This window comes from Streptomyces flavalbus (genome assembly GCF_042674625.1).
Taxonomy (GTDB): Bacteria; Actinomycetota; Actinomycetes; order Streptomycetales; family Streptomycetaceae; genus Streptomyces; species Streptomyces flavalbus.
Genome location: NZ_JBHTEB010000001.1, coordinates 3,283,897 through 3,308,367, shown reverse-complemented (window position 1 = coordinate 3,308,367; position 24,471 = coordinate 3,283,897). Strand labels below are relative to the sequence as shown.

The following is a 24,471-nucleotide window of genomic DNA, read 5'->3' as shown; positions in this document are numbered from 1 at the left end:
AACTTCGTGAAGTTCTTCACAAGGAATTGGGCGCCGGGGGGCGACAGCAAGGCCGTAGGAGGCTGTTTCCGTGCCCCGAAGGGACCCTTGCGGGGCGCGCGGGAAGGGTGTACGGCGGGGGTCTGAGGGGTCGGTCTGGGGGTGGTACGTCCCCCTCGGTCGCCTTGCGCGGCAGCTCACGCGGCATTGACAACGGTCCGCCCCGTGCGTCGGTTCCCGTCCCGGGTCATGACCTGGGTCACGTGGGCGGCGCAGTGTAGCAGAGGCATGGAAGAAGCTTGTGAAGGGGCGCACGAGGTACCCCCCCGGGGCGGGTGGATACTCGATGCCATGAGCACCACGGAGCGTCCCAGGATCCTCGTAGTAGGCGGTGGGTACGTAGGTCTGTACGCAGCTCGGCGCATCCTGAAGAAGATGCGCTACGGCGAGGCGACCGTCACGGTCGTCGACCCCCGGTCGTACATGACCTACCAGCCCTTCCTCCCCGAAACGGCCGCTGGCAACATCTCCCCCCGGCACGTCGTCGTCCCGCTGCGACGCGTGCTGCCGAAGGCGGAGGTCCTCACCGGCCGGGTCACCACCATCGACCAGGACCGCAAGGTCGCCACGATCGCGCCGCTGGTCGGCGAGGCGTACGAGCTGCCGTTCGACTACCTGGTCATCGCGATGGGCGCCGTCTCCCGCACCTTCCCGATCCCCGGCCTCGCCGAGCAGGGCATCGGCATGAAGGGCATCGAGGAGGCCATCGGCCTGCGGAACCACGTCCTGGAGCAGCTCGACAAGGCCGACTCCACCACCGACGAGGAGATCCGCCGCAAGGCGCTCACGTTCGTGTTCGTCGGCGGTGGCTTCGCGGGCGCGGAGACCATCGGCGAGGTCGAGGACATGGCCCGCGACGCGGCCAAGTACTACAACAACGTGTCCCGCGAGGACATGCGGTTCATCCTCGTCGACGCCGCCGACAAGATCCTCCCCGAGGTCGGCCCGAAGCTGGGCGCCTACGGCAAGGAGCACCTGGAGAGCCGGGGCGTGGAGGTCTACCTCTCCACCTCCATGGACTCCTGCGTCGACGGCCACGTGGTGTTGAAGAACGGGCTTGAGGTCGACTCCAACACCATCGTGTGGACGGCGGGCGTCAAGCCCAACCCGGCCCTGTCCCGCTTCGGCCTACCCCTCGGCCCCCGCGGTCACGTCGACTGCGAGCCGACGCTCCAGGTCAAGGGCACCGACTACATCTGGGCCGCGGGCGACAACGCCCAGGTCCCGGACCTCGTCGGCCGCAAGGCGGGCAACCCCAACGCCTGGTGCCCGCCCAACGCCCAGCACGCGCTGCGCCAGGCCAAGGCCCTCGGCGACAACGTGATCTCCGGTATGCGGGGCTTCCCGCAGAAGGACTACGCGCACGCCAACAAGGGCGCGGTGGCCGGTCTCGGCCTCCACAAGGGCGTCGCGATGATCGTCATGGGCAAGATGAAGATCAAGCTCAAGGGCCGTCTCGCCTGGTACATGCACCGTGGCTACCACGGTCTGGCGATGCCGACCTGGAACCGCAAGATCCGCGTCTTCGCCGACTGGACCCTCGGCATGTTCCTCAAGCGCGAGGTCGTCGCCCTCGGCGCCCTGGAATCCCCGCGCGAGGAGTTCTACGAGGCCGCGAAGCCCGCCCCGGCCCCGGCCCAGGCGGCCACCCCGGCCCCCGCCGAACAGCAGAAGGCCAAGGCCTCCTGACCCACCCCCGCCGAACCCCGAGGGGCCGCCCGCCATCCGTGGTGCGGGCGGCCCCTCGGCGTGCGTGGGGAGTGGACGGGATGGGGGATGGCTTGTTCGGATCATCCACTGGAGAGTCGTACTGTCAGGGATGACACGATGTGCACCGGCGCCTTACGGGGAGAAGGGGGTGGGCGTGTCATGTCCTGGGAGGAGTGGGAACGACTGAAGGCCAACGCACTGGCCGGACAACCCGACATGAGGACCGACCGCACGGGGAAGAGCGCCGCGATCAAGGCGCTGGAAGACACCATCCAGCCAGGCGCGGACCGCGCGGGGATGCACGCCGAGGAGTCCTCGGGGGCTGCCGTACGCGAGTTCACGGGCTGGGACACCGGTGCCGGACTGAAGGACGCGCACCAGGAGTGGGAGTCGCAGGTGAAGAGCCTGAAGGACAGGCTGGCCGCCGACCGTGCGGCGCTGCGGGCGAACAAGCGGGAGTTCCAGCAGGTCGACCACGGCGTGGGCGGGGGCCTGACGCAGATCGACACGGGGACCGGGCTCTAGGACACGGGGGCGGGCGCGCACGGGAGCACGGGAGTACGGGGAACTACGGGAGATACGGGGACTGCGGGGGCGATCGGGAATGCTCAGCTACCAGGACGTGATCACGGTCAACACCGGCGTGCTGACCACGGCGGCCACCGACTGGGACGACATGGCGGACGGCTTCGAGGAACTGGAGACCCTCTACGCCGCGCGGGTCCTGTCGGTCGCGAGGAAGGGCCGGTGGGTCGGCGTCAGCGCCACCGTGGCCGACGAGCAGCTTTCGGCCACCCGCAAGCAGCTCAAGGACGCGCAGACGGAGGCCCGTGCCATCGCCTCCATCCTCCGGGACGCCCACCTCCAGTTCACGGAACTGATCGGCCAGGTCAAGAGCCTGGTGGAGCAGGCGAAGGCGGAGAACTTCACGGTGACCAGCCAGGGGGTGGCGGTCTACGACCCGGACACGCTCCAGTCGATGCGGCACGACCCCGACTTCCAGAAGCACGCGGCACAGGTGCAGATCGCCGAGGCCGCCTGGACGCAGCAGATCAAGGACGCCGTACGGGCGGTCGACGACGCGGACCAGGGCGTGAAGCTCGCCCTGCACAAGGCCGCGGGCGTCAGGAGCTGGTTCGACCGCCTGCGGGACCCGCTCGGCCAGGACCACGCCTTCAACGGCTCCGCTGTCGGGGACATCGAGGTGTACGAGGCGCGGGAGGCCGGGAAGTACGCCGACCAGATCCTGACGGGCGACAAGCTCAGCGAGGCCGAACTGGCGGAGTGGCAGCGCCTGATGCGGGACAACTCCGGCGACGAGGTGTTCAGCAGAACGGTGCTCGACCACGTGGGCGCGGAGGGCACGATCCGGTTGACCAACCGGCTGAACGACCTCGCCTACGACTCGGACCAGGGGAACCGGCAGCAGTACCTGGGGATCGAGAAGGGCTTCGCCCACACCGTCGCCACGGCGACGAGGGACACGGACTCCGCCTTCTACCGCGAGTGGCGCGAGGGCCTGCGGGAGGCGGGCACGAGGCGGTACGAGTGGCAGGGCGAGGAGGTGACGGGGTACCAGTCCTTCGTCACGCTCCTGCGGCAGGGCGACGGCTACTCGGACCGCTTCCTCCACGACCTCGGCGACGACCTGATCGCCGCCGAGCGCGCCGACCCGGGCGACGACATCTGGGACCTGCCCAAGGGGTTCGTACAGGCACGGGACGACTGGTTCGCCAACGATCCGCTGGACGGCCTCCTCGGGGTGATGAGCCACGACCCCGGCGCGGCGGAGGGCTTCCTCGACCCCGGGAACGGCGCCAACGACAGGCTGGAGTACCTGCTGCGGGAGCGGGACTGGAACGTCGTCGACGGCCATCCGACGATGCGGAACCCGATGGACCCGGACCGCGCCCCCTCCGACGTCCTCGGCCAGTACGACGTCGAGGACGCGGACAGCAGGTCGGGGCTCGGCGCGGCGCTGGTCGCGGGCGCGACCGGGATCGACCCGGCGGATGCCGGGGGCGGGTTCGTTCCCCACTCGGCGGCGAACGACCGCATCTTCGAGGCGTCCCTCGGCCACCTCGCGGCGGAGGGGAACGACTTCCCACCCCAGTTGCGCGAGCCCATGGCGCTCGTCCTGGGCAACCACGGCGACGCCGTGCACGAGGCGACCAGCGCCCACAACGACGGGGAGACCTCCCTGAACCGCCAGCACGTCCTGGAGGTGGCCAAGCAGATCTCCCGCGACCAGCACGCCTACGGGACGCTGCACGACAGTCTGAACCGGGAGATCGTGTACGACATCAACACGGGCGCCGAAGGTGACGAAGAGCCGCTCATCAGGGCGGGGCGCACGATCGGGTTCCTGGAGGAGGCTCGTTACCAGGGCCTTCAGGTGGACGTCGACGACGCCAAGAGCAGAGCCACCTGGGACGCGAAGTGGGATTACCACACGTGGGGCGGAGTGGTGAATTTCATCCCCCACGTCGGGGATGCCGCACAGCGGGGGGTGGACGCGGTCACCGCCAAGTGGCTTGAGGAAGAGATCGCTCGCATTGACAGCGACCAAGCGCGCGCGAACCTGGCGGCCGGGATTGGCAGAGAAGGGCGCCTCGAAACGCTGGCCGAGCACTGGATGGCAGAGAATTCCAGAGTGGTTTCCGAAGAAGAAAAGTGGATGACAGTCGAAACTATTGACAATGCCGCGAATAACGGCAATGCGACGGCCCGGCGTCTGGCAGGTGCCGGGTCATGAAGGGCAAGCTCATCGGTTCCGTTGCCGTGTTCAGTGCCCTGCTGCTTCTCGGACTGGGGTGTTCTCGTGGTGGGCAGGAGCGGAACTACACGATCCCTGCCGAAGTCTGTGATGTTCCCGTCGCCGAGTCGGCCGTCGAGCCTCTTCTCCCGGGAGGCGATTCCCTGACAGAGAAGCGACCGTATTCTCAGGACGAGGGTGTGGAGGACTTCTGCGCCCTGAAGGTGGGGAAGGGGTACGCCCTGACTGTCAGTCTCGACCGTGACACCGGTGACGGGGTGGATGCGATGCTGGCATCCGACGACTACAGCAACCTGAAACGGGCCTCCTTCAGCGGCAGCGTGCTGAGTGCCGGGGTCGGAGAAGACGGCGCCATCGTCTGGCTCGATTGCAGGCCGAAGAGCACGCAGCCGCAGACAGGGCCGCTCGGCGGCGCGTACGAGTCTCTGGTGATGGAACTGCGGGTCGGTAAGAAGGGTGCCGAGGTCAAGAACCCCGACGAGCAGCGCCAGCACATCGAGGACTTCGTGCGGGCCTACCTGCCCGGCGTGGAGAAGACCTGGTGTGCCGGAGCGTGAGGTCGTTGCCGAGCCCGGCGCCGTACGCCGTATTTTGCACAGCCGTGACGGGCGTGGGGGACTGCCCCGTGGGCCCCGTGGTGTTTACGTGGTGTTGGACATTCCGGGATCGTCGTCACGGAGGTGTGCGCCATGGCCGACGCCGCTTCGCGGCTGAAGGGGCTGCTCGAACAGTTGCTGGGAACACCCGTCCCGGTACGCGTCCGCGCCTGGGACGGCTCGCTGGCGGGTCCGCCGGGCGCACCCGTGCTCGTCGTACGCAACCGCCGTGCCCTGCGCCGCCTGCTGTGGAAACCGGGTGAACTGGGGCTGGCCAGGGCGTGGGTGGCGGGGGACCTGGATGTCGAGGGGGACCTCTACGCCGCGCTCGACGCGCTGGCCGGGCTGATCTGGGACCGGGGGGAGGACGCCCGGACGCTCGGGCAGGCCCTGCGGGAGCCGGAGGTGCGGGCCGCCGTACGGGGGCTGTTCCGGCTGGCGGGGCCCGGACTGCCGCCCGCCCCGCCCCGCGAGGAGGCCCGGCGCCGCGGGCACCTGCACACCCGCCGCACCGACAGACGCGCCATCAGCCACCACTACGACGTCGGCAACGACTTCTACGAGATCGTCCTCGGGCCGTCCATGGTCTACTCCTGCGCCTACTGGGAGACCCCGGAGGGCGGCGACCTGGAGACCGCGCAGCGGGACAAGCTCGAACTCGTCGCCCGCAAGCTCGCCCTGAGGCCCGGTCAGCGCCTCCTCGACGTCGGCTGCGGCTGGGGCTCGATGGCCATCCACGCCGCCCGTGAGCACGGCGTCAGCGTCGTCGGCATCACGCTGTCGCAGGAGCAGGCCGCGTACGCCCGCAAGCGCGTCGCCGACGAAGGGCTCACCGACCGGGTCGAGATCCGGGTGCAGGACTACCGGGACGTCCGCGACGGGCCCTTCGACGCGATCTCCTCCATCGGCATGGCCGAGCACGTCGGCGCCGAACGCTACCTCGCCTACGCCCAGGACCTGTACGCCCTGCTGCGGCCCGGCGGGCGGCTCCTGAACCACCAGATCGCCCGCCGCCCGCGCCGCGACGAGTCGTCGTACCACGTGGACGAGTTCATCGACGCCTACGTCTTCCCCGACGGCGAACTCGCCCCCCTCGGCACCACCGTCACCCAGCTCGAACGCGCCGGGTTCGAGGTGCGCGACGTGGAGTCCATCCGCGAGCACTACGGCCTCACCCTGCGCCAGTGGGTCGCCAACCTGGAGGCCGACTGGCCGCGCGCCATGCGCCTCGCCGGACCCGGCCGGGCCCGCGTCTGGCGGCTCTACATGGCCGCCTCCGCCCTCGCCTTCGAGCAGAACAACATCGGCGTCAACCAGGTGCTGGCCGTACGGACCCCGGACGGCCCCGGTGACTCCGGCAGCTCCGGGATGCCGCTGCGCGCCCGTATGTGGAAGTGAGAAGGGACAGCGGCGGGTCCCCGCCGCTGTCCCCCCGGGGCCTACTCCGACTTGATCGCCGTCAGCATGTTCAGGCGGGCCGCCCGGCGCGCGGGCCACAGGGCCGCCAGGACGCCGACCGTCGCGGCCAGCAGCAGGAAGACGGCCATCCGGGTCCACGGCAGGACGAGTTCGTACGTCGCCATCCGGGTGCCCAGCAGCTCACCGGCCGCCCAGCCGAAGAACACGCCGAGGCCGATGCCGAGCACCCCGCCGAACAGGGAGATCACCAGGGACTCCAGGCGGACCATCCGCTTGATGCCGCTGCGGTCGAGGCCGATCGCGCGGAGCATCCCGATCTCCTGGGAGCGTTCGAAGACGGACATCGCGAGGGTGTTGATCACGCCGAGGACGGCGACGATCACCGCCATGGCGAGCAGGCCGTAGAGCATGTTCAGCATCAGCGTGAACATCTGCGCGATGTCGTGGGAGATGTCCTCCTTGTCCTGCACCTTGATCGCCGGGTTGCTGCCGAGGGCCTCCTCCAGCCGGTCCTTGGCCGCCTCCGACGCGCCGCCCGAGGTCTTCACCATGACCTGCATGTCCGCCGGGTCGGACAGGTGCGGGGTGAGGACGGCGTTGTCGAGCATGATGCCGCGGATCATCTCGTTGCCCTCGTACACCCCGGCGACCGTCAGCCGCTCCTTCGCGCCGTCCTCGTAGGAGACGGTGAACGTGGAACCGGCCCGCCAGTCGTGCCGCTCCGCCGTGTCGTCGTCGACGACGACCCGCCCGCCGCCGACCTCGAAGGCACCGCCGTCCACCGGCAGGTCGGTCAGCTCCCCGATGGTCGCGCCGGTGACGCCGGTCAGGTACTCGGTCTCACCGTCGATCCGGGAGGCGGCGTTGCGCAGCGGACTGGTGGCGGTCACCCCGTCGGTGGCCGCCAGCTTCTCCGCCACGTCGAGGGAGAGCGGGTTGCCGTTCGCCATGGAGACGACGTAGTCCGCGCGGATCGCCGCCGACGCCATCTTGTCGATGGCCTGCTGGAGGCTGCCCGCCATCACCGTCATGCCGGTGATCAGGGTGAGGCCGATCATCAGCGCGGAGGCGGTGGCGGCGGTACGGCGCGGGTTGCGCACCGAGTTCTGCCGGGCCAGCTTCCCCGCGACCCCGAAGATCCGCAGCACCGGGGCCGCCGCCGCGATCAGCGGGCGGGACAGCAGCGGCGTGAGGATGAAGACGCCGACGATGAGCAGGACCGCGCCCAGGCCCATGGGTGCCTGGCCGTCCGAGCCGTCCATCGTGGTCGCGGCGAGGACGACGGCGACACCGGCGGCGGAGAACAGCGCGCCGAGGGTGTTGCGCAGCACCAGCGACCTGGTGGTGGCCCGCGCGTGCACGGCGCTCATCGCGGCGACCGGCGGGATCTTCGCCGCGCGGCGGCCCGGCAGCCACGCCGCCAGCATCGTCACCAGGACGCCCACCGCGAGGGCGGTGCCGACCGTGCCGGGCGAGACCACCAGCGGACCGTCCGGCACGGTCAGGTCCAGCGTGCCCATCAGCGAGCGCAGCCCCGCGCCGATGCCGACGCCCGCGACCAGACCGGCCACCGCCGCGACCGCGCCCACCACGAACGCCTCGATCAGCACCGACCGGGTGACCTGGCGGCGGGACGCGCCGACCGCCCGCATCAGCGCCAGCTCCCGGGTGCGCTGGGCGACCAGCATGGTGAAGGTGTTGGCGATGATGAACGTGCCGACGAAGAGCGCGATGCCCGCGAAGACCAGCAGGCCCTGCTTGAGCCCGCCCATCGACGCGGCGATCATCTCCGCCTGCTCGTCGGCGAGTTCGGCGCCGGTCGTGGTCTTCACGACGTCGCCGGGCAGCGCCTCGTCCAGCGCCGCCTTCAGCGCGGTCTGGCTGGTGCCCGCGGCGGCCTCGACGTCGATCTCGTCGTAGACGCCGGGCTTGCCGAACAGCTTATGCGCGGTCGCCGTGTCGAACAGGGCGAGGCTGCCGCCCGCGGCCACGTTGCCGTCGTCGGTGGTGAAGACGCCGGTGACCTTCGGGGCGAGCACGGGGCCGTCCACGGACAGCCGTACGGTGTCACCGACGCCGTAGCCGGTGCGCCGCGCGGTCTCGGAGTCGATGAGGACCTCGTCCGCGCCGCTGGGCGCGCGGCCGTCGACGAGCGGGTACCGCGGGTCGTCGTCGCCCCAGTAGTTGCCGCCCTGCGACTGGAAGCCGTTGCCGATCAGCTCGCCGTCCTGGTCCGCGACGGCGGTGAAGCCGCGTACGACACCGATGGCGGAGGCCGCGCCCGGCACCCCGGCGCTGTCGTCGAGCAGCGCCTCGGTCAGCTCCGCGCGCTTGCCGACCTGGTCGCCGCGGGCCTTCTGGTACTCCGGCTCGACGGCGACGTCGACGTGGTCGAAGCCCTTGGCGGAACTGTTCTGGTAGGCGTCGGAGATGGTGTTGGTGAAGACCAGGGTCCCCGACACGAAGGCCACGCCGAGCATCACGGCGAGGACGGTCATCAGGAGCCGGGCCTTGTGCGCGAGCACGTTGCGCAAGGCGGTACGGAACATGGGTGATCTCAGTCCAGGGGTACGGGGGTGTGGTGGGGCGGGGACTAGCTGGTGCGGCCCTTGGCGTCGAACTGCTTCATGCGGTCCAGGACCGCCTCCGCCGTCGGCCCGTACACCTCGTCCACGATCCGGCCGTCCGCGAGGAACACCACCCGGTCCGCGTACGCCGCCGCCACCGGGTCGTGGGTCACCATCACCACCGTCTGCCCCAGCTCCCGCACGGAGTTGCGCAGGAAGCCCAGCACCTCGGCGCCGGAACGGGAATCGAGGTTTCCGGTCGGTTCGTCGCCGAAGATGATGTCCGGCTTCGAGGCGAGGGCGCGGGCCACGGCGACCCGCTGCTGCTGGCCGCCGGAGAGCTGGGAGGGCCGGTGGCTGAGCCGGTCCGCCAGGCCCACCATGCGGATCACGGTGTCCAGCCACTCCTGGTCCGGCTTGCGCCCGGCTATGTCCATCGGGAGGGTGATGTTCTCCCGCGCGGTCAGCGTCGGCAGCAGGTTGAACGCCTGGAAGATGAACCCGATCTTGTCCCGGCGCAGTTGGGTGAGCTGCTTGTCCTTCAGCGCGCCCAGCTCGGTGTCACCGATGCGCACGGAACCGGACGAGAAGGTGTCCAGACCGGCCACGCAGTGCATCAGCGTGGACTTCCCGGAGCCCGACGGGCCCATGATCGCGGTGAACTCGGCCTGCTGGAAGGCGACGGAGACCCGGTCCAGGGCGACCACCTGGGTCTCGCCCTGGCCGTAGATCTTCGACAGCTCCGTGGCGCGGGCGGCCACGGCGGTGGTCGGCTGGGCGAGGGGGGTGGTGGTCACGGGGGGCACTCCTGTCGGTACGGCGGCGGTCGCTGGAGCATCGCTGGAGACCGGCTCGGCGATCGCTCCGCCGTGGCTCGCGCGCTGCTCGCTGGGACCTCTCCATCGTCCCGACCGCGCACCGCCGTGTAGTCACCCCCTGTTCGGGTTCCGGGGGCAGACTTCGGTCGGACTTCAGCCAGTCGTGTCATACCTGGGGATGACGGCCGTCCCTGAGCCCCGTCCCCTTGTCCCTCCTGCGTTCCGCCCCGGCCTGATCTTGTCGAGAACGGGTGGAGCACCCTGGTCCCGGCGGTGAAATTCCGTCATTCCGCACACACGACGGACCGTCACACGTAAGGCTGTTGGCAGGTGCGGATGGCGCGTTCCGAGTGCTGATGCACCCTCAGACATCAATAAAATAAGACAACATCGCTCCGCCCGTCCGCTGTTCGGGGGATGCGTCCCGATAGGCTCGGGACGCTCGATGCGGAGCCCACGGCCTGCCCGGATGGTGGAATGCAGACACGGCGAGCTTAAACCTCGCTGCCCCTTCGCGGGCGTACCGGTTCAAGTCCGGTTCCGGGCACCTCCACGTCTACGGCCGACGGCTACGACGGCGCCTGACCTGCCTCCACGGCCGGTTGGCGCCGTCACTCGTCCGAGGGGACGGCATCCAGCCCCCGTGTCCGAAACCAGCGACCCACCCGAGCCCGAGCCGACCGGGGGCCCGGTTTTCCGCGGGCGTTATCAAGTGCGGCTCCCACACCAATCCGGCGTGCGGGTGAGTGCTTCGCCATCGTGGCCGCGTCTTGGGGCCAGGCGTGCGGCAGAAGAGCTACGACGCCTGACCCCGGGCCGCAGGGTTAGCTGTGAGAGAGCTGCCACTCCCGGGCCCGCTCGCTGAGATCGGCCGCAGGCCGGACACCCCGTGCGTCGAACACCGCGAGTTGGCGGCGGATGCTGTCGACCTGTTTCGCGGCGCGGGCGGAGCGTACCCCGCCGAGGAGGTCGAGGGATCGGCCCCAGGTGGCGCACGCGGCCTCCAGGTGCCCCTGGGCGGCCTGCTCCCGGCCTTGCGCCGCGAGAGTGAGCGCGGTGATGCGCTGGTAGCCGCTGCCGTCGCGGGGGCGGTTGCGCGCCGACGCCTCGTAGTGGCGCTCGGCGTTGCGGTGGTCGCCCAGCTCGTGGAACGTCTTCCCGGTGTGACTGCTCACCGTGGCCTTGGACGACCCCCACAGGGTGGCCCAGTACGGCAGCTCGGTCGGATCTCCCCGCACTACGAGGTCCTGCGCCTCACGGATCTGGGTGGCGGCCTCCTTGCCGCGCCGGTTAACCGCCAGGGCGCGGGCCCGGGTCACGGCGAACAGGGCCTCCGTCGCTGGCGACACCCGGCCCTGGACCCGGCTGAGCGCCGCCTCGGCAAGGGACAGCGTGTTCTCGGGACGGCGGATGTCCATGCCGTTGTGGGCCATGATGCGCAGGATCCATGCCTCGTGGATGCCGTCCCCGGCTTCCCGGGTGAGCGCGAGAGCCTGGAGGTAGTAGCGCTGGGCGAGGCCGTGTTCGTCGGCGTCGTACGCCTTCCAGCCGCACAGGTAGGCCACCGACGCGGCAAGACCGAGAGCCTCGCGGTGCTCGCTCTCGGAGCCGAAGCGCGACTGGCAGAGGTCGGCGACGTCTGTGCGCAGGTACTGTACGACCGCCGTGCGGCCGTGCTGTCCGCCGTGCCGCTCGTCGATGCGAGTGAACGTCGTCGTCATGTCACGGACGGCGTCCAACTCGGCGCGTCCAGCGCGGGCCCGATGCCAGCCTTCCGCGCGGGCACGGTATTCGAGGGCCTGGTCCAGACCGAGCGGCAGCGCCGCCGCTGCGACTGAGTACGCGGCGCTCGTCAGAATCTTGCGGCGTTGGATGTCCGCCTCCCCGATGCGTCGTAGCGTGTCCACGGGATCCGGTCCCGGACCCAACCCAAGCAGGGTCTGGGTCTGGTCCATGTCCGGGGCCGTCCACCCCAGGTCCACCGGCCGGACCTGACGGCCCAGCTTTCGACTGATCGCCTCGGCAATGTACGACGCTGTTCGACATCCAGGCGCCGCGCCCTTGACCCAGTGAGCCACCGCGGACCTGTTCGTGCGGAGATCGGCACCCGCCTCGGCCGCGATTCGCCGGACCTCGCCAGCGAGCTGCTCATACGTCAGACGCGCTTCAAGCAGGGCTTCTTTGAGCGCGACGTTGTGCGCGCCGGAGTGATTCTGCACTTCGTCCACCCTCCCAAGCAGGGCGTTAAACACGCTAAACAAGTCCGTCGCCCTGAGGACTACACGACCCACTGTATGCCTCGGTGTACTCGCTGTAATCACGTAGGCGAAACGGCCGCTTGGGGGCGTCGAGGTGGAACAGAGCAGAAGCACGCAAGACGAGCGACATGGGCCTCAGGACGAGGTTCGCGACCGCACCCGCAGGAAACGCGAGTTCGGGACGGCGACCTGGCTGTTAACGGCTGCCGTGGACACGCGGACGGTGTACTTCCTCGACGTGTCCCTGGCGGGGGTGCTGCCGAGCGCACCGTCGCACTGGTTGGTGGAGATGGACGATCCCGGCCTGCCGTGTGTGAGCGCCGCGGGAAGGCAGCCGCTGGAGGCCGTACGCTTCCGTGCCGCGCAGGACGGTGTCTGACGTGCGCGCCAGCCGTCGGCTGAAGGCCGAGGACGACGCACTCACGGTGTCCAGAAGCTTCGCTCGTGAGGACGGGTCCGTGGGGCAGGCCCGTCGCTACGTACACGGAGCGTTGCTGGACTGGAAGTTGCCCGACCTCGCCGACCGCGCGGAGCTGGTCGTCTCCGAGCTGGCGACCAACTCGGTGAGGCACGCGCGATGTGACACGTATCGCGTGACGCTCTGTCGGCTCAGCGACCACCGGGTGCGCGTTGCGGTCGTGGACCTGAGCAGGTGCGAGCCCAGGATGGCCCAGGCCGACCACGACATGGAACACGGCCGTGGGCTGGCCCTCGTTGACGCCATGTCTGACGAGTGGGGCACGGACCTGCTGCCGTGGGGCAAACGCGTTTGGGCCGATCTGGAGGTGCCCTCGCTGGAAGACCTGCTCGATCCGACCATCTCGGGGAACGCGACGCGCCGCGCTCAGGCGGCCCACCTCCTGGTGGTGGTCGCCGTCGCTGCCCTCCTCTTGGCGGCCGTGGCCGCAGACCACTGCTAGGCCCGCTGCTTATTCCCAAGCCCTCGCCCCGGCCCACGACGACGGCTCTCCCCGCCCGGGGCGGACCAACCTCCCTGGAGGCCACTCATGCATCAGCTCATCGCCGCCCCGTTCCTGGATCAGCACGTGATCGCGCGGCCCGGCAGCCGGGGCGGCGCCCTCCTCCCCGAGGCCCGCTACGAGGAGTTGCGCGCCCTCGAACCCAACGAACCGGCCCCGCCCTGGCTCGTCGACGCCGTCCGTTCCCAGTGGGACGACCTCGACCTCAGCGACCAGTTCGTCGGCGAGTTCCTGCTCGTGCGGAAGCCCTCCACGTGGGGCTACGGCAAGGCGAGCTGGGAGATCAACCTCGGGTGCAACTACCGGTGCAAGCACTGTTACCTCGGGCTCAAGGTGAACTCCGGGATGCCCTGGGAGGACAAGCGGCGCTGCCTGGACATCATGGCCGAGGCCGGGGTCGTCTTCCTCCAGATCACCGGCGGTGAGCCGACCGTCGACAAGGACTTCCTGCGCGCGTACCGGTACGCGTGGGAACTCGGCATGATGATCACGGTCTCCACGAACGGCTCGCTGCTGTGGAAGGAGAACCTGCTCCGACTCTTCCGCGCGTGCCCGCCGTACCGCGTCACGGTGTCCATGTACGGGGCGACGAAGGCCAGCTACGACGAACTGACGCAGCGCGAAGGTGCCTGGGACATGTTCGTGCAGGGCATGGGCGCCGCCCGGCACGCTCGCCTCCCGCTGCGGATGAGCATCGTCGTGACCGACGACAACGGCCGCGATGAACAGGCCATGCGGGACCTGTGCGAGTCATGGGGCGTGGAGTACGAGGTCTTCACGAACATGACGCCGACCATCTACGGCGGCGGCGAGGTCCTCACCGCGCAGTCGAAGGAACACCTGCGGGTACGTAAGACCTTCACCGGCTGCAACGCCGGGCACACCTTCTTCCACATGGACCCGCACGGCCTGGTGTCCATCTGCAAGATCGGCCGCGACGACCAGATCAGCCTGGCCCATGAGGGGATCGAGGGCCTGGCCCGGCTGGGCGCCGTCGCGGACCGCCTCATGCTTCGCACCGGCGGCTGCTCAGGCTGCACGCTCGCCGGTTCCTGCCGCGTGTGCAGGCCCCTGGCCAAGCACTACCAGGAGGCGAAGGCCCCGCTGGCGGCTTACTGCCAGCACGGATTCAAGAAAGCAGGGTGAGCTGAATGACCGCTGTAGCTGTCGAGATCTCCTCGCGGCCCCCGCTGGCGGGTGGCGGGCCCGCCGGGACCGGCGCGCCGTACTTCACGCGTCCGGTTCTGGAGCCGGTGATGCCGGTGACCACCGTCACGGGCGTCGCGGACCTGGACACCGTCATGGACGGCGCGCGGTGCTCGTGTGCCGCCGGTGACGACAACCCGCACTGACCTGATCTGCGCCTGATCCGGTCGTGAAGCCGCAGGCTCCAGCGTGTTCGCGCCGGAGCCTGCGGCATGTGGGCCCCCTGAGTAGCGTGCGGCTATGCGCTTCTCATGGGACCTGATCGAGCCCGTGCTGCCCGTGCCGTACGTGCCGACCCTCGGCCCCGTCCGCCGTGACGACCCGGTGCGCGACCTCTTCGAGGCCGTCGTCGAGAACGCGGGCACCGGCCGGTTCCTGCCCTACGACAAGGACCAACGGTGGAGCCCCACGAAGACCGAACGCGTCATCCTCGACGCCATCGAGCACGACCGGCGCCTGACCCTCATCCCCACGTTCTCCGAGCGGGGCGGGGGCGTCGTCAAGGTCCATGTGTACGGGTCGACACCGGACAGCCTGTCAGTCGCCGCCGTCCTGGCGGGGAAGCTCGCCGCCGCCTACGGCGCGAGGCAGGCCCGTGTGGTGTGGTTCCTCGGCCCCGAGCATTCCGAGGCGTACGCCCGCGGTGTGGGGACCCGGGTCCAGTTGAAGGACTTCGCCGCCGGGCCCGGCGAGGCGCCCGGCGTCCCGGTATTGGAGTACGGGCCGCTCGACGAGCCCGAGCAATTCCGTGTGTTCGCGAACCAGATGGCGGCGCACGGCTTCGCGTTCCTGCATGAGCAGATGCTGGATGGGGCTGTGGGCCCGGTCCTGGTCGTCCTCGACGACGGAGTGGTTGCTGGCGCCATCGGCCCGATGGAGACGATGGGCGACGCCGCCGGGCGGCTGCGGCTGCTGCCGCAGTACTTCGGGGTCCTGCCGCAGTACCGGGGCCGCGGGTACGGGCGCGCGCTGTGGCGGGCGGCCATGCACTGGGGGCATGACCACGGGGCCTCGTACCAGCTCCTACAGACCGAGGTGGGCGGGGCGTCCGACCGGCTGTGCGCGGCCGAAGGGCTGACGTCCCTCGGGTTCGTGAATCAGACGACAGTCTGAAGGGCCGCCGCAGATCGCCCCCACCCGGAGGTTCTGATTCAGGGCTGCCACGAAGCGTGGCCAGTCCCACTCTTTCTGCACCCGGACCCCGTAGGGATGCGCTCCGACGGCGCCTGACCTGCCTCGCGGCCGGTTGGCGCCGTCGCTCGTCCGGGGCCCGGCCTTCCCCGGGCCCGGGACTCACATGCGGTGGGCCATCGGCAGGGCGAAGAGGTAGGTGTTCAGCGCGCCGAAGAGGGCCACCAGGACGGCGTACGGCAGCAGGGTGGCCGTCTTCCGGGGAGCCGTCCCGCCGTCGGGTGCGCGGGCGATGCGCCAGGCCGTGTACGCCGAGCCCGCCACCCCGAGGGCGACCAGGGCGTACTGCAGGACCTGGATGGTGCCGGTGGAGACGAGCGCGGTGGACGTGCCGTGGGCGTCGTGGCCCACCGCCGTGAGGGCGGTGTAGAGCACCGACTTGCCCTCGGCCAGCAGGTGGAACAGGTTGTGCGCCAGGTGCCCGGCGACGTCCAGCGGGATCAGCGCGTACCCGAACCGGGCGAAGTCGCTCCAGAGCGTGCCGCCCGCCGTCCGTGACGCGACGAACGAGGCGGCGGCCAGCAGCGCGGCCGGGGCGCCGATGGCCACCGCGAAGGCGGCGGTGAAGATGACCGCGTAGCTGGTGACTCCGGAAACGTCGGAGATCCGGTCTAGGACGTCGTCCCACACCGAGAGCATGGTGACGTTCTGGAGGAAGACGATGCCCATGATCGCCACGGCGAGGAAGGACTCCTCGATCTTCGGCGGGCGGACGAACCACAGCTCCTTCGTGGGCGGGCGCAGCGTCAGCGTGAGGGCGTCGTTGGGACAGTTCTTGACGCAGTTGGCGCACAGGTTGCAGTTGGCGGAGGAGTCCATGGTGCGGGGGAACTCGAACAGCGGGCAGGCGGGGGCCGCCGTACCGCCGTTGAAGCACACCGCGCGGGCGGTGCAGGTGGCGCAGACGTCCGTGTCGGCGCGCAGGGCCACGGCGCCGGTGCGGGCGTAGTTGCCGGACAGGCCGCCGAGGAAGCACAGGTACCGGCAGAAGGTGCGGCGGGTGAAGAACGCGCCGGAGACGACCACGGCGGTGCTGAGCAGCAGGAGCAGCATCGCCGTGCCCCACGGCGACTCCACCACGCCGAAGACGTGGTCGGCCCAGGTGATGGCGATGAACTGGGCGTCGATGATCCAGATGCCGTACCGCTTGAGGAAACGGGGCACCGGACGGTCGACGCCGACCAGCCGCCGCACCAGGTCGGACAGCTTGCCGAACGGGCAGACGGTGCACCAGGCGCGGCCCACGGCGACGAACATCACCGGGATCAGCGGCCACCACAGCACCCACACCAGGGCGGTGCCGAGGTTGTCGTGTGCGGTCTGCGGGCCGACGAGGAGCTGGTGGACGACGACGGCGAAGACCGCCATGGCCGCCCACTGCAACGCCCCGGGGTACCAGCGGCTGCGGGCGACCGCGGCCACCGGCCGCAGCTCCAGGAGGTCGCGGCCACGGGGCGGGGTGGGGGTGAGGGTCATCGGGGCGCTCCCTTCCGCCGGGCGCGCGAGCGTCGGCGTACGACCGCCGCGGACCCGAGCACCCCGGCGTTGACCGTGCCGAAGACGGTCAGGACGGCGGCCCGGGGGCGCTCGACCTCGGGAGCGTCGTGGGTGTGGGTGTGCGCGCCGTCGGTGTGCGCGTCGTGGAGGCTCCTCCAGCCGTCCACGTCATGGAGGTCGTGGAGGTCATGGGCGGACGGGGACGGTACGGCGTCGGCCCGGGCCGTGGGCGTGCCGAGGAACGTGAGCGCCGGTACGGCCACGGCGGCCACGGCGATCCGTGCGAGGGCGGGTCTCATCGGGTCGTCCCCCCTCACGCCGACATCGGCAGACGCCGCTCGAACGTCCGGCCGCCGTCGCGGGATTCGTAGACCCCGCCCGCGGTGGCGGCCAGCAGCCGTTCCGGGCTGACGGCCGTCAGGGCCTGGGGCTGCCCGCCGGGTACGGTGCCGGTCCGCCGCCAGGTGCGGCCCGCGTCCGCGCTGCGGTGGAGGCCGCCGGACGGGTCGACGCCGTACAGGGCGTCGGCCGTGGGCCAGGACAGGTACGCCAGCAGGTGGCCGTTCCCGGCGCCGAAGGTCCGGCCGCCGTCGGCGCTGGTGGCGACGCCGTCCTCGGTGGTGGCCAGCACGCGGTCGGGCTCCTCGGGGCTGACCGCGAGGTCCAGGGCGGCGAGCCGGGCGCGGCTGTCCCAGGTGCGGAGGTCGGTGCTGACGCGGAGGGTGCCGGTGGTGCTGTCGTAGCCGTAGACCGTCTGGTGCGCGTAGGTGAGGGAGTGGAAGTCGGTGGTGCCGCCCAGGGAGAGCGTCTGCCAGGTCCGGCCGGAGTCGGTGGAGCGGATCAGGCCGCGGTTGCCGTGGTCGGCGCTGTCCGCGGCGGGGTGGCCGCTGCCGAGGAAGGTCTTCGGGCCGATGACGGTGAACCCCATGTAGTCGGCGGTGTCACCGACCCGCCGCGCCGAGCCGTCCGGCGCCACGGCGACGACGCCCTCGTGGGTGGCGACGTACAGGCGCCCGTCGGCCGGGTCGACGCCGAGGCCGTGCACGTGGCTGATGGTGGGCGAGGTGGCGGAACCGGGGTCGGCGCCGGAGCCGGTGGCTTCGGCCGAGCAGGCGGTCAGTACGGCGGCGAGAACGGCCGCGGCGACGGCGGCGGCCGGACGGGAGTGCTTCTTCATGACGGTCTCTCAGGTGTCTCACTGCGGAGGGCGCCGGGGAGGCGCGGGGCATGACCGTGCGCCGAGGACCCCCGTCGCGGTGGCGCGGCGGAGGTGCGGCGGGGTCCTGTCCTAGACCCGCAGGAGCTGGAGCTGGGCCAGTGAGGGCGGCGCGGGGCCGCTCTCCGGCGAGAGGACCGGTGCGAGGGGGCCGCCGACCCGGGCCTGCGCGTGCGCGTCGGGGCCGGGCAGCGGGACGGGCAGGAGCGGGCCGTCGCCGAGCGCGCCGGAGGCGCAGTTCACGTCGGCGTGCCGGGCGTGCCCGGCGTCGGTGCCGCCGCCGTGGCAGGTGGACGCCCCTTCGGCGTCCCCGGCGTCCCCGGCGTCCCCGGCGTCCCCGGCGTCCGGGGCGGCCACCGCGTGCGCGGCGGGGGCGTGGGCGGCGTGCTGGCCGGGGGGAGCGGTCATGCCGCCGGGGCCGAGGCCGTGCATCCCGAACAGCCCGACGAGCAGCCCGAACACCAGCAGCGCGGACCACCGCGACGGTGGCGCCGACGCGCGGTGGAACCGGGCACGGGCTGACATGGCGGTCATGCTACGCCCGTTGAAAGGGCCCGGATCACGGCGGAAACTCAGCGGAGCGAAGTGAAGGATAGTTCACTGAACGAACTACGCGAACAGGCGCTCATCCGCACGGAGAACTCGCCGAAGGGGACGCCCGATGCGCACCACCGTCGGCATCATCGGAGCCGGTCCGGCCGGACTGCCGCTCGCGCGGCTCCTGCGCAACGCGGGCGTCGACTGATCGGGGCCCTGGGGCATGGGAGCCGCCGGTGGCGGGAATCACTCGTGCGCGTAGCGTGTTCACCACCATGGCGAGGGAAAGATCCTTCCCAGGCACTAGGGTCAATCCTTTGCCTTTCCATTACGCTTGACGCCAAGGCCGCGCAGCGCGGCCATGGAGGAGTGAAATGAGGAGCAGCAACCCGGTCTTCTCGCGACGGGGGTTCAGCCGCGACAACGGCTACGCGGGCTTCAACACCGCGCCGCAGGCCGGGGGAGCAGCTGTCGGCACGCAGGGCAACCCCTACGCCCAGCCGCAGACCGGCAACCCGTACGCGCAGAACCCCTACGCACAGCAGGGCCTCCAGCCCGGCGTCCCGCCGCAGGCCCCGGCCACCACCGGCCGCATGACGATGGACGACGTCGTCATGCGCACCGCCACCACGCTCGGCCTCCTGGTCGTGACGGCCGCCCTCTCCTGGGCGCTGCTGCCGGTCGACGACGCCAACATCGGCCGCTCGTACGGCATCGCCATCGGCGCCGCCCTGCTCGGCATGGTGCTGGCGCTGGTGCAGTCCTTCAAGCGCACGGCGTCGCCCGCGCTGATCCTGTCGTACGCCGCCCTGGAGGGCGTCTTCCTCGGCGTCGTCTCCAGCGTCGTGGACAACCGCATCGCCGACGGCGCGGCCATGCAGGCCGTGATCGGCACGCTCGCCGTCTTCACCGCCGTACTGGTCGCCTACAAGGCGGGCTGGATCCGCGTCAACCGGCGCTTCTACGGCTTCGTGATGGCCGCGGCGCTCGGCTTCGTGCTGCTGATGGCGGTCAACCTGCTGTTCGCCGTGTTCGGCGGCGGTGACGGCCTCGGCTTCCGCAGCGGCGGCCTCGGCATCGCCTTCGGCATCATCGGCATCCTGCTCGGCGCCGCGTTCCTCGCCCTGGACTTCAAGCAGGTCGAGGACGGCATCACCTACGGCGCCCCGCGCGAGGAGGCGTGGCTCGCCGCGTTCGGCCTCACGATGACGTTGGTCTGGATCTACCTGGAGTTCCTGCGGCTCATCGCGATCCTCAACAGCAGCGACTGACCTCCGACGGTCGGGACCGGCCTCCGACGGTCGTGAACGAAGGGCCCCGGGCACTGTGCCCGGGGCCCTTCGGCGTGTCCCAGCAGACAGATGCGCGCTCAGAGCAGTTTGCGCGCGGCCCTCCTCAGGTCGTACTCATGGATGATCGCTTTGGCGTGGCCGTACGCGAGGTTGTGCTCGTGGCGCAGCCAGCTGACCTTCTCCTCGAAGCGGAAGAGACTGGGGCCTTCCTCGACGGTGCGCAACCAGTCGGAGACTTCACGGCCGGTGCAGTGAGGGATGCGGGCGAGCAGATTGCGATGGGTCTCCTCGGAGAAGACTTGGGACATCGGCGCCTCCGGACGCAGGGGATGTAAGCCGGTCCTTCAGGTCACCGTGCCTGAGCGTTCGCCCGTTGGCAACAGTCCGGGTGGGGTGCGTAGGCTCGCGCCGTGGTGGATACGACGTCTTTGATCCATGCGGTCGATCATTTCGCCGACCGGCTGCGGGCCGCGCCGCAGAGTCGGCTCCAGCGGGGTGCCGCGGCGGAGGCGCTGGCGCTGGCGCGGGAGTTGGCGCGCTGGTCGCAGGTCCTTGAGGCGCCCGGGGTGGAGCCCCGGGTGATGCCGGACGCGGGGATGTTCGCGGCGGCGGACCAGGTCACGGTCGCCGGGCGGGATCTGGCGGTGGTGCTGACCAGCGACGAGGAGGTCGCCGAGGCGGTGCGGGTGGTGGAGGAGGCGCAGAAGCGGGCGGGGGTGTGAGGCCGTAGGGCGGGGGGTGAGGCCGTAGGGCCGTCACAGGGACGCTATGACCCGGTCCGCCAGGATGTAGACCTTCTCCTCGCCGCACGCGAAGGTGAGCGTGTACGCGCCCGAGATGCCCGAGCCGCCCAGCAGCACCGGCGTCTGGCCCGCGCGCAGCGCGGCGGCGAGGCGTTCGGCGGTCTCGCGGTGGCCGGGGGTCATGCACAGGGTGGTGCCGTCGGCGAAGACGTAGACGTCGAGGGTGCCCAGCGGGCCGGGGCGGACGTCGGTCAGCTCGGTGTGGGAGGCGGCGAGTTCCTCCAGGGTGGCGACCGTGCGCTCGTGGTCGTTCACCACCGGTGACGGGTTCGGTACGAAGTCGGGGTGCGAGGGGTGGCGGCGGCGGGCCGCGGCCAGCTCGGGGGAGTCCCCGGCGAAGTCGTCGGGCTCGGGGCCGGGCTCCGTGACGGGCTCCAGCGACTCCAGGCCAGCGAAGTCGGCCTGCCGGGGCAGGAACAGCTCGCCGTCGGGCAGGCCGCCCAGCAGGGTCGGGCCGTCCGAGGCGTCGCGGGCCTCCTGGGCGGCCCAGAAGGCGCGGGCCTCGGCCAGTTCGCGCTCGCGTTCCTCGGCGAGGGCCTCGGCGACGGCGGCGCGTATCTCGTCGGTGTCGGCGGCCTGGCGGGCCGCGGGTACCACGGTGCGGGCGGCGCGGTTAGCGACCAGCTCGGTGTGCAGGGCCGTGAACTGCCGCCTGAGCTGCAACAGGGTGCGCAGGACGGCGACGCCCACGGCGCCCGTGGCGGCCGTGGTGACCAGCAAGGCGATCGGCATGGCGCTCACTGACGTACTCCCGGTTCAAGGTCGACCCCCGACTTCCTACATCAGCTTGATGGGTGAACTAACCCGCTGTCAGTGCGTAACGTCACGAATCGGACAGGGGGGTGGGTCGGCTGTTACCCCGTGGACTGCGCTGACCTGCGTGGTTACTGGGCTGAGGGAGATAGGTCACATCCTGGGGGAGATTGCATCACAAAGCGGCCCGGCGTCCAGGGGTGTCCCGGACTCCGGGCCGCTGCGTGACGCAACGTTTCAGCGCGGTTACCCAAGTGTTCCCGCGTTGTTGGCCGTACCGGACGGCTCAGGGGTGACGGCCGGGGAGCCGACCGCTCAGCTCAGGCGCTCGATGACCATCGCCATGCCCTGGCCGCCGCCGACGCACATGGTCTCCAGGCCGAACTGCTTGTCGTGCCACTGCAGGGAGTTGATCAGCGTGCCGGTGATCCGGGCGCCGGTCATGCCGAAGGGGTGGCCTACGGCGATGGCGCCGCCGTTGACGTTCAGCTTCTCCAGCGGGATGCCGAGGTCGCGGTAGGAGGGGATGACCTGCGCGGCGAACGCCTCGTTGATCTCGACCAGGTCGATGTCGCCGATGGTGAGACCGGCGCGGGCCAGCGCCTGCTGCGACGCCTCGACGGGGCCGTAGCCCATGATCTCCGGGGAGAGGCCGGAGACGCCGGTGGAGACGATCCGGGCCAGCGGGGTCAGGCCCAGCTCGCGCGCCTTGGTGTCGGACATGATCACCAGGGCGGCGGCGCCGTCGTTGAGGGGGCAGCAGTTGCCCGCGGTGACCAGGCCGTCGGGGCGGAAGACGGGCTTCAGGCCCGCGACGCCCTCCATGGTGACCCCGGCCCGGGGGCCGTCGTCCTTGCTGACCACGGTGCCGTCGGGCAGCGTGACCGGGGTGATCTCGCGCTCCCAGAAGCCGTTCTTGATGGCCTCCTCGGCGAGGTTCTGGGAGCGGACGCCGAACTCGTCCATGTCCTGGCGGGTGACGCCCTTGAGGCGGGCGAGGTTCTCGGCGGTCTGGCCCATCGCGATGTACGGGTCGGGCAGCAGGCCGTCCTCGCGCGGGTCGTGCCAGGAGGAGCCCTCGGACTGCGCGACCTCGGCGGTGCGGGCCTCGGCGTCGGCGAAGAGCGGGTTGTGGGTGTCGGGCATACCGTCGCTGGTGCCCTTGACGCTGCGCGAGACCATCTCCACACCGGCGGAGATGAACACGTCGCCCTCGCCCGCCTTGATGGCGTGCAGCGCCATCCGCGAGGTCTGCAGGGACGAGGAGCAGTACCGGGTGATGGTGCAGCCCGGCAGGTGGTCCATGCCCATCTGCACGGCGACGATCCGGCCGAGGTTGTGCCCCTGCTCACCACCGGGCAGACCGCAGCCCAGCATCAGGTCGTCGATGTCCTTCGGGTCCAGCCCGGGCACCTTGTCCAGCGCCGCCTGGATGATCGTGGCGGTCAGGTCGTCGGGACGCAGGTCCTTGAGGGAGCCCTTGAAGGCACGGCCGATGGGGGAACGGGCGGCAGAGACGATCACGGCTTCGGGCATCACGGCTCCAGACGACGACGGTAGGGCGTACGGGCGAAATTACCGGGAGGTAAGCGCTCGGTCACTGCCATTGTGATGTGACACGGACCTCTTTTCCAAGCGCTTGCTTAGACGCTCCGACTGGGCCCGCCCCGACGCGCTCACACTCCCGCCGGTCCGGAGTCCACCGCGTCCAGGTCCTCCTGTGGTACCCGGCGACGTCGGCGGCGTTTGAGGAGGGCCCAGGGGCCTCGGGGGCCCGTGGGGAGGGCCGCGGCGACCTCCGTGCCCGCCTCCGAGGCGGCCTCGGCGGCGGCGCGGGCGACGGGGAGGAAGCCCTCGCGGCGGGCGGCGTCGGGGCGTTCCTCCTCCGCGGGCCACAGGCCCAGCGCGGCGCACACCGTCGGCAGGACGGCCATCGCGGCGGTGGCGTAGCCCTCGGCGGAGGGGTGGTAGTTGTCGGGGCCGAACAGCTCGCGCGGGTTGGCCGCGAACTCCGGGCCCAGCAGGTCGCCCAGCGACACCGTGCGCCCGCCCTGCTCCACCACGCCGATCGTCTGCGCCGCCGCCAACTGCCGCGAGGCCCGGCGCGCCAGCCAGCGCAGCGGCTGCTGCACCGGCTCGATGGTGCCCAGGTCCGGACAGGTGCCGACGACCACCTCGGCACCGGCGGTGCGCAGCCGCCGTACCGCCGTGGCCAGGCAGCGCACCGAACGGGTCGGCGGCATCCGGTGGGTGACGTCGTTGGCGCCGATCATGATCACGCAGATGTCGGGCACCCGCGCCTGGTCCGCCAGCGCCAGCGACACCTGCCGTTCCAGGTCGTCGGACTGGGCGCCGGGCAGCGCCACGTTCCGCAGCCGCACCGGGCGTTCCGCGACCGCCGCGAGCCCCGACGCCAGCAGGGCGCCCGGCGTCTGTCCGGCCCGGTGCACGCCCTGGCCCGCGGCCGTGGAGTCGCCCAGCAGGGTCAGCAGCAGGGGAGGCTCACCGGAGGTGGTGTAGGGATGGCCGTACAGCCCGTCCGCGTTCGGTACGTGGACCTCGGTACCGTTGCCGTTGCCCACCTGCCGCTTCGCCAGCCGCACCTCGGCGAGTACCAGTCCGACGGCCGCCGCACCGGCCAGTCCGACACCGCCACCGCCGTAGGCCGCGCCGGCGGCGATGCGCCGGGCCACCCGCGCCCTCGACATCCTCGTCATGGGTCGGTGACACCTCCCTCCATAGCCGTACACCCACTGCTTGCCCCGTACCGACGGTGCGTCAATCTCAACAGGGAGTGAACGGGCCCTTCGGCC

Annotated in this window: 24 protein-coding genes and 1 tRNA gene; 14 read left to right on the top strand and 11 right to left on the bottom strand. The window is 70.9% G+C overall.

Features of this window, described 5'->3' with window-relative positions; translation table 11 throughout:
* Nucleotides 1-330: 330 nt before the first annotated feature.
* The 5 genes from ACFQZ6_RS14705 to ACFQZ6_RS14685 all read left to right on the top strand — a co-directional run bounded on the left by ACFQZ6_RS14705 (nucleotide 331) and on the right by ACFQZ6_RS14685 (nucleotide 6,519).
* Nucleotides 331-1,728, top strand: a complete 1,398-nt coding sequence (locus ACFQZ6_RS14705) for an NAD(P)/FAD-dependent oxidoreductase (RefSeq protein ID WP_381608560.1) — start codon at nucleotides 331-333, stop codon at nucleotides 1,726-1,728.
* A gap of 180 nt (nucleotides 1,729-1,908) precedes the next feature.
* Nucleotides 1,909-2,274 carry a hypothetical protein gene (locus tag ACFQZ6_RS14700; RefSeq protein ID WP_381608556.1) on the top strand — a complete coding sequence of 122 codons (366 nt, stop codon included), beginning with the start codon at nucleotides 1,909-1,911 and terminating at the stop codon, nucleotides 2,272-2,274.
* Nucleotides 2,275-2,353: 79 nt separating this feature from the next.
* Nucleotides 2,354-4,504 carry a hypothetical protein gene (locus ACFQZ6_RS14695; protein WP_381608553.1) on the top strand — a complete coding sequence of 717 codons (2,151 nt, stop codon included), beginning with the start codon at nucleotides 2,354-2,356 and terminating at the stop codon, nucleotides 4,502-4,504.
* Complete coding sequence (locus ACFQZ6_RS14690; protein WP_381608550.1) at nucleotides 4,501-5,082, top strand: hypothetical protein; 582 nt, start codon at nucleotides 4,501-4,503, stop codon at nucleotides 5,080-5,082. The genes ACFQZ6_RS14695 and ACFQZ6_RS14690 overlap by 4 nt, the downstream gene beginning before the upstream one ends.
* Nucleotides 5,083-5,214: 132 nt before the next feature.
* Nucleotides 5,215-6,519 carry a class I SAM-dependent methyltransferase gene (locus ACFQZ6_RS14685; RefSeq protein ID WP_381608547.1) on the top strand — a complete coding sequence of 435 codons (1,305 nt, stop codon included), beginning with the start codon at nucleotides 5,215-5,217 and terminating at the stop codon, nucleotides 6,517-6,519.
* 41 nt (nucleotides 6,520-6,560) lie between these two features.
* Here ACFQZ6_RS14685 and ACFQZ6_RS14680 read toward each other — a convergent pair whose 3' ends face one another.
* Nucleotides 6,561-9,089, bottom strand: a complete 2,529-nt coding sequence (locus ACFQZ6_RS14680; protein ID WP_381608544.1) for an ABC transporter permease — start codon at nucleotides 9,087-9,089, stop codon at nucleotides 6,561-6,563.
* Nucleotides 9,090-9,133: 44 nt separating this feature from the next.
* Complete coding sequence (locus tag ACFQZ6_RS14675; protein ID WP_381608541.1) at nucleotides 9,134-9,904, bottom strand: ABC transporter ATP-binding protein; 771 nt, start codon at nucleotides 9,902-9,904, stop codon at nucleotides 9,134-9,136.
* Between the two features lie 484 nt (nucleotides 9,905-10,388).
* On the opposite strand from ACFQZ6_RS14675, the gene ACFQZ6_RS14670 reads away from it, so the two are divergent.
* Nucleotides 10,389-10,472: transfer RNA gene (locus ACFQZ6_RS14670), tRNA-Leu, on the top strand.
* 277 nt (nucleotides 10,473-10,749) lie between these two features.
* Here ACFQZ6_RS14670 and ACFQZ6_RS14665 read toward each other — a convergent pair.
* Nucleotides 10,750-11,646, bottom strand: a complete 897-nt coding sequence (locus ACFQZ6_RS14665) for a hypothetical protein (protein ID WP_381608538.1) — start codon at nucleotides 11,644-11,646, stop codon at nucleotides 10,750-10,752.
* A 745-nt stretch (nucleotides 11,647-12,391) separates the two neighbouring features.
* Between ACFQZ6_RS14665 and ACFQZ6_RS14660 the strand changes: the two genes are divergently transcribed.
* From ACFQZ6_RS14660 to ACFQZ6_RS14640, 5 genes are all read left to right on the top strand, one after another.
* A complete protein-coding gene (locus tag ACFQZ6_RS14660) occupies nucleotides 12,392-12,562 on the top strand; it encodes a hypothetical protein (RefSeq protein ID WP_381608536.1) in 171 nt (56 codons plus the stop codon).
* 1 nt (nucleotide 12,563) lies between these two features.
* On the top strand, nucleotides 12,564-13,103 hold the full coding sequence (locus tag ACFQZ6_RS14655) for an ATP-binding protein (RefSeq protein WP_381608533.1): 540 nt from the start codon (nucleotides 12,564-12,566) through the stop codon (nucleotides 13,101-13,103).
* An 87-nt stretch (nucleotides 13,104-13,190) separates the two neighbouring features.
* Complete coding sequence (locus ACFQZ6_RS14650; protein ID WP_381608531.1) at nucleotides 13,191-14,309, top strand: radical SAM protein; 1,119 nt, start codon at nucleotides 13,191-13,193, stop codon at nucleotides 14,307-14,309.
* Nucleotides 14,310-14,314: 5 nt separating this feature from the next.
* The gene (locus ACFQZ6_RS14645; RefSeq protein ID WP_381608528.1) at nucleotides 14,315-14,515 is read left to right on the top strand and encodes a hypothetical protein; all 201 of its coding nucleotides are present in this window, start codon (nucleotides 14,315-14,317) and stop codon (nucleotides 14,513-14,515) included.
* Nucleotides 14,516-14,609: 94 nt separating this feature from the next.
* Nucleotides 14,610-15,482: a GNAT family N-acetyltransferase gene (locus ACFQZ6_RS14640; RefSeq protein WP_381608525.1), complete on the top strand. Its 873-nt coding sequence runs from the start codon at nucleotides 14,610-14,612 to the stop codon at nucleotides 15,480-15,482.
* A gap of 180 nt (nucleotides 15,483-15,662) precedes the next feature.
* Here the strand turns inward: ACFQZ6_RS14640 and ACFQZ6_RS14635 are convergent, their stop codons facing one another.
* The 4 genes from ACFQZ6_RS14635 to ACFQZ6_RS14620 all read right to left on the bottom strand — a co-directional run bounded on the left by ACFQZ6_RS14635 (nucleotide 15,663) and on the right by ACFQZ6_RS14620 (nucleotide 18,798).
* Nucleotides 15,663-17,036, bottom strand: coding sequence for a 4Fe-4S binding protein (locus tag ACFQZ6_RS14635; protein ID WP_381608522.1), 1,374 nt, complete (start codon nucleotides 17,034-17,036; stop codon nucleotides 15,663-15,665).
* Nucleotides 17,033-17,356 (bottom strand): hypothetical protein, encoded by a 324-nt coding sequence (locus ACFQZ6_RS14630; protein ID WP_381608520.1) that lies wholly within the window; start codon nucleotides 17,354-17,356, stop codon nucleotides 17,033-17,035. The genes ACFQZ6_RS14635 and ACFQZ6_RS14630 overlap by 4 nt, the downstream gene beginning before the upstream one ends.
* A gap of 14 nt (nucleotides 17,357-17,370) precedes the next feature.
* Nucleotides 17,371-18,234, bottom strand: a complete 864-nt coding sequence (locus tag ACFQZ6_RS14625) for a F510_1955 family glycosylhydrolase (RefSeq protein WP_381608517.1) — start codon at nucleotides 18,232-18,234, stop codon at nucleotides 17,371-17,373.
* A gap of 111 nt (nucleotides 18,235-18,345) precedes the next feature.
* Nucleotides 18,346-18,798: a DUF6153 family protein gene (locus ACFQZ6_RS14620; RefSeq protein ID WP_381608513.1), complete on the bottom strand. Its 453-nt coding sequence runs from the start codon at nucleotides 18,796-18,798 to the stop codon at nucleotides 18,346-18,348.
* 136 nt (nucleotides 18,799-18,934) lie between these two features.
* On the opposite strand from ACFQZ6_RS14620, the gene ACFQZ6_RS14615 reads away from it, so the two are divergent.
* Nucleotides 18,935-19,018 carry an FAD-dependent monooxygenase gene (locus ACFQZ6_RS14615; RefSeq protein WP_381618312.1) on the top strand — a complete coding sequence of 28 codons (84 nt, stop codon included), beginning with the start codon at nucleotides 18,935-18,937 and terminating at the stop codon, nucleotides 19,016-19,018.
* Between the two features lie 166 nt (nucleotides 19,019-19,184).
* Nucleotides 19,185-20,081 (top strand): Bax inhibitor-1/YccA family protein, encoded by an 897-nt coding sequence (locus ACFQZ6_RS14610; RefSeq protein WP_381608510.1) that lies wholly within the window; start codon nucleotides 19,185-19,187, stop codon nucleotides 20,079-20,081.
* Nucleotides 20,082-20,179: 98 nt separating this feature from the next.
* Here the strand turns inward: ACFQZ6_RS14610 and ACFQZ6_RS14605 are convergent, their stop codons facing one another.
* Nucleotides 20,180-20,410, bottom strand: coding sequence for a DUF4287 domain-containing protein (locus ACFQZ6_RS14605; protein ID WP_381608507.1), 231 nt, complete (start codon nucleotides 20,408-20,410; stop codon nucleotides 20,180-20,182).
* A 102-nt stretch (nucleotides 20,411-20,512) separates the two neighbouring features.
* On the opposite strand from ACFQZ6_RS14605, the gene ACFQZ6_RS14600 reads away from it, so the two are divergent.
* Nucleotides 20,513-20,824 (top strand): hypothetical protein, encoded by a 312-nt coding sequence (locus ACFQZ6_RS14600; protein ID WP_381608504.1) that lies wholly within the window; start codon nucleotides 20,513-20,515, stop codon nucleotides 20,822-20,824.
* A 33-nt stretch (nucleotides 20,825-20,857) separates the two neighbouring features.
* Here the strand turns inward: ACFQZ6_RS14600 and ACFQZ6_RS14595 are convergent, their stop codons facing one another.
* The 3 genes from ACFQZ6_RS14595 to ACFQZ6_RS14585 all read right to left on the bottom strand — a co-directional run bounded on the left by ACFQZ6_RS14595 (nucleotide 20,858) and on the right by ACFQZ6_RS14585 (nucleotide 24,375).
* The gene (locus ACFQZ6_RS14595) at nucleotides 20,858-21,646 is read right to left on the bottom strand and encodes a hypothetical protein (protein ID WP_381608501.1); all 789 of its coding nucleotides are present in this window, start codon (nucleotides 21,644-21,646) and stop codon (nucleotides 20,858-20,860) included.
* Nucleotides 21,647-21,973: 327 nt separating this feature from the next.
* On the bottom strand, nucleotides 21,974-23,194 hold the full coding sequence (locus tag ACFQZ6_RS14590) for an acetyl-CoA C-acetyltransferase (RefSeq protein ID WP_381608499.1): 1,221 nt from the start codon (nucleotides 23,192-23,194) through the stop codon (nucleotides 21,974-21,976).
* A gap of 140 nt (nucleotides 23,195-23,334) precedes the next feature.
* Nucleotides 23,335-24,375 (bottom strand): SGNH/GDSL hydrolase family protein, encoded by a 1,041-nt coding sequence (locus ACFQZ6_RS14585; RefSeq protein WP_381608496.1) that lies wholly within the window; start codon nucleotides 24,373-24,375, stop codon nucleotides 23,335-23,337.
* Nucleotides 24,376-24,471 lie beyond the last annotated feature (96 nt).

What these genes read in the sequence shown, in the direction of transcription:
- ACFQZ6_RS14705 (WP_381608560.1), top strand. Translation starts at nt 331, where the DNA reads ATGAGCACCACGGAGCGTCCCAGGATCCTCGTAGTAGGCGGTGGGTAC.
- ACFQZ6_RS14700 (WP_381608556.1), top strand. Translation starts at nt 1,909, where the DNA reads ATGTCCTGGGAGGAGTGGGAACGACTGAAGGCCAACGCACTGGCCGGA.
- ACFQZ6_RS14695 (WP_381608553.1), top strand. Translation starts at nt 2,354, where the DNA reads ATGCTCAGCTACCAGGACGTGATCACGGTCAACACCGGCGTGCTGACC.
- ACFQZ6_RS14690 (WP_381608550.1), top strand. Translation starts at nt 4,501, where the DNA reads ATGAAGGGCAAGCTCATCGGTTCCGTTGCCGTGTTCAGTGCCCTGCTG.
- ACFQZ6_RS14685 (WP_381608547.1), top strand. Translation starts at nt 5,215, where the DNA reads ATGGCCGACGCCGCTTCGCGGCTGAAGGGGCTGCTCGAACAGTTGCTG.
- ACFQZ6_RS14680 (WP_381608544.1), bottom strand. Translation starts at nt 9,089, where the DNA reads ATGTTCCGTACCGCCTTGCGCAACGTGCTCGCGCACAAGGCCCGGCTC.
- ACFQZ6_RS14665 (WP_381608538.1), bottom strand. Translation starts at nt 11,646, where the DNA reads ATGACGACGACGTTCACTCGCATCGACGAGCGGCACGGCGGACAGCAC.
- ACFQZ6_RS14650 (WP_381608531.1), top strand. Translation starts at nt 13,191, where the DNA reads ATGCATCAGCTCATCGCCGCCCCGTTCCTGGATCAGCACGTGATCGCG.
- ACFQZ6_RS14645 (WP_381608528.1), top strand. Translation starts at nt 14,315, where the DNA reads ATGACCGCTGTAGCTGTCGAGATCTCCTCGCGGCCCCCGCTGGCGGGT.
- ACFQZ6_RS14640 (WP_381608525.1), top strand. Translation starts at nt 14,610, where the DNA reads ATGCGCTTCTCATGGGACCTGATCGAGCCCGTGCTGCCCGTGCCGTAC.
- ACFQZ6_RS14635 (WP_381608522.1), bottom strand. Translation starts at nt 17,036, where the DNA reads ATGACCCTCACCCCCACCCCGCCCCGTGGCCGCGACCTCCTGGAGCTG.
- ACFQZ6_RS14630 (WP_381608520.1), bottom strand. Translation starts at nt 17,356, where the DNA reads ATGAGACCCGCCCTCGCACGGATCGCCGTGGCCGCCGTGGCCGTACCG.
- ACFQZ6_RS14625 (WP_381608517.1), bottom strand. Translation starts at nt 18,234, where the DNA reads ATGAAGAAGCACTCCCGTCCGGCCGCCGCCGTCGCCGCGGCCGTTCTC.
- ACFQZ6_RS14620 (WP_381608513.1), bottom strand. Translation starts at nt 18,798, where the DNA reads ATGTCAGCCCGTGCCCGGTTCCACCGCGCGTCGGCGCCACCGTCGCGG.
- ACFQZ6_RS14615 (WP_381618312.1), top strand. Translation starts at nt 18,935, where the DNA reads ATGCGCACCACCGTCGGCATCATCGGAGCCGGTCCGGCCGGACTGCCG.
- ACFQZ6_RS14610 (WP_381608510.1), top strand. Translation starts at nt 19,185, where the DNA reads ATGAGGAGCAGCAACCCGGTCTTCTCGCGACGGGGGTTCAGCCGCGAC.
- ACFQZ6_RS14605 (WP_381608507.1), bottom strand. Translation starts at nt 20,410, where the DNA reads ATGTCCCAAGTCTTCTCCGAGGAGACCCATCGCAATCTGCTCGCCCGC.
- ACFQZ6_RS14590 (WP_381608499.1), bottom strand. Translation starts at nt 23,194, where the DNA reads ATGCCCGAAGCCGTGATCGTCTCTGCCGCCCGTTCCCCCATCGGCCGT.
- ACFQZ6_RS14585 (WP_381608496.1), bottom strand. Translation starts at nt 24,375, where the DNA reads ATGACGAGGATGTCGAGGGCGCGGGTGGCCCGGCGCATCGCCGCCGGC.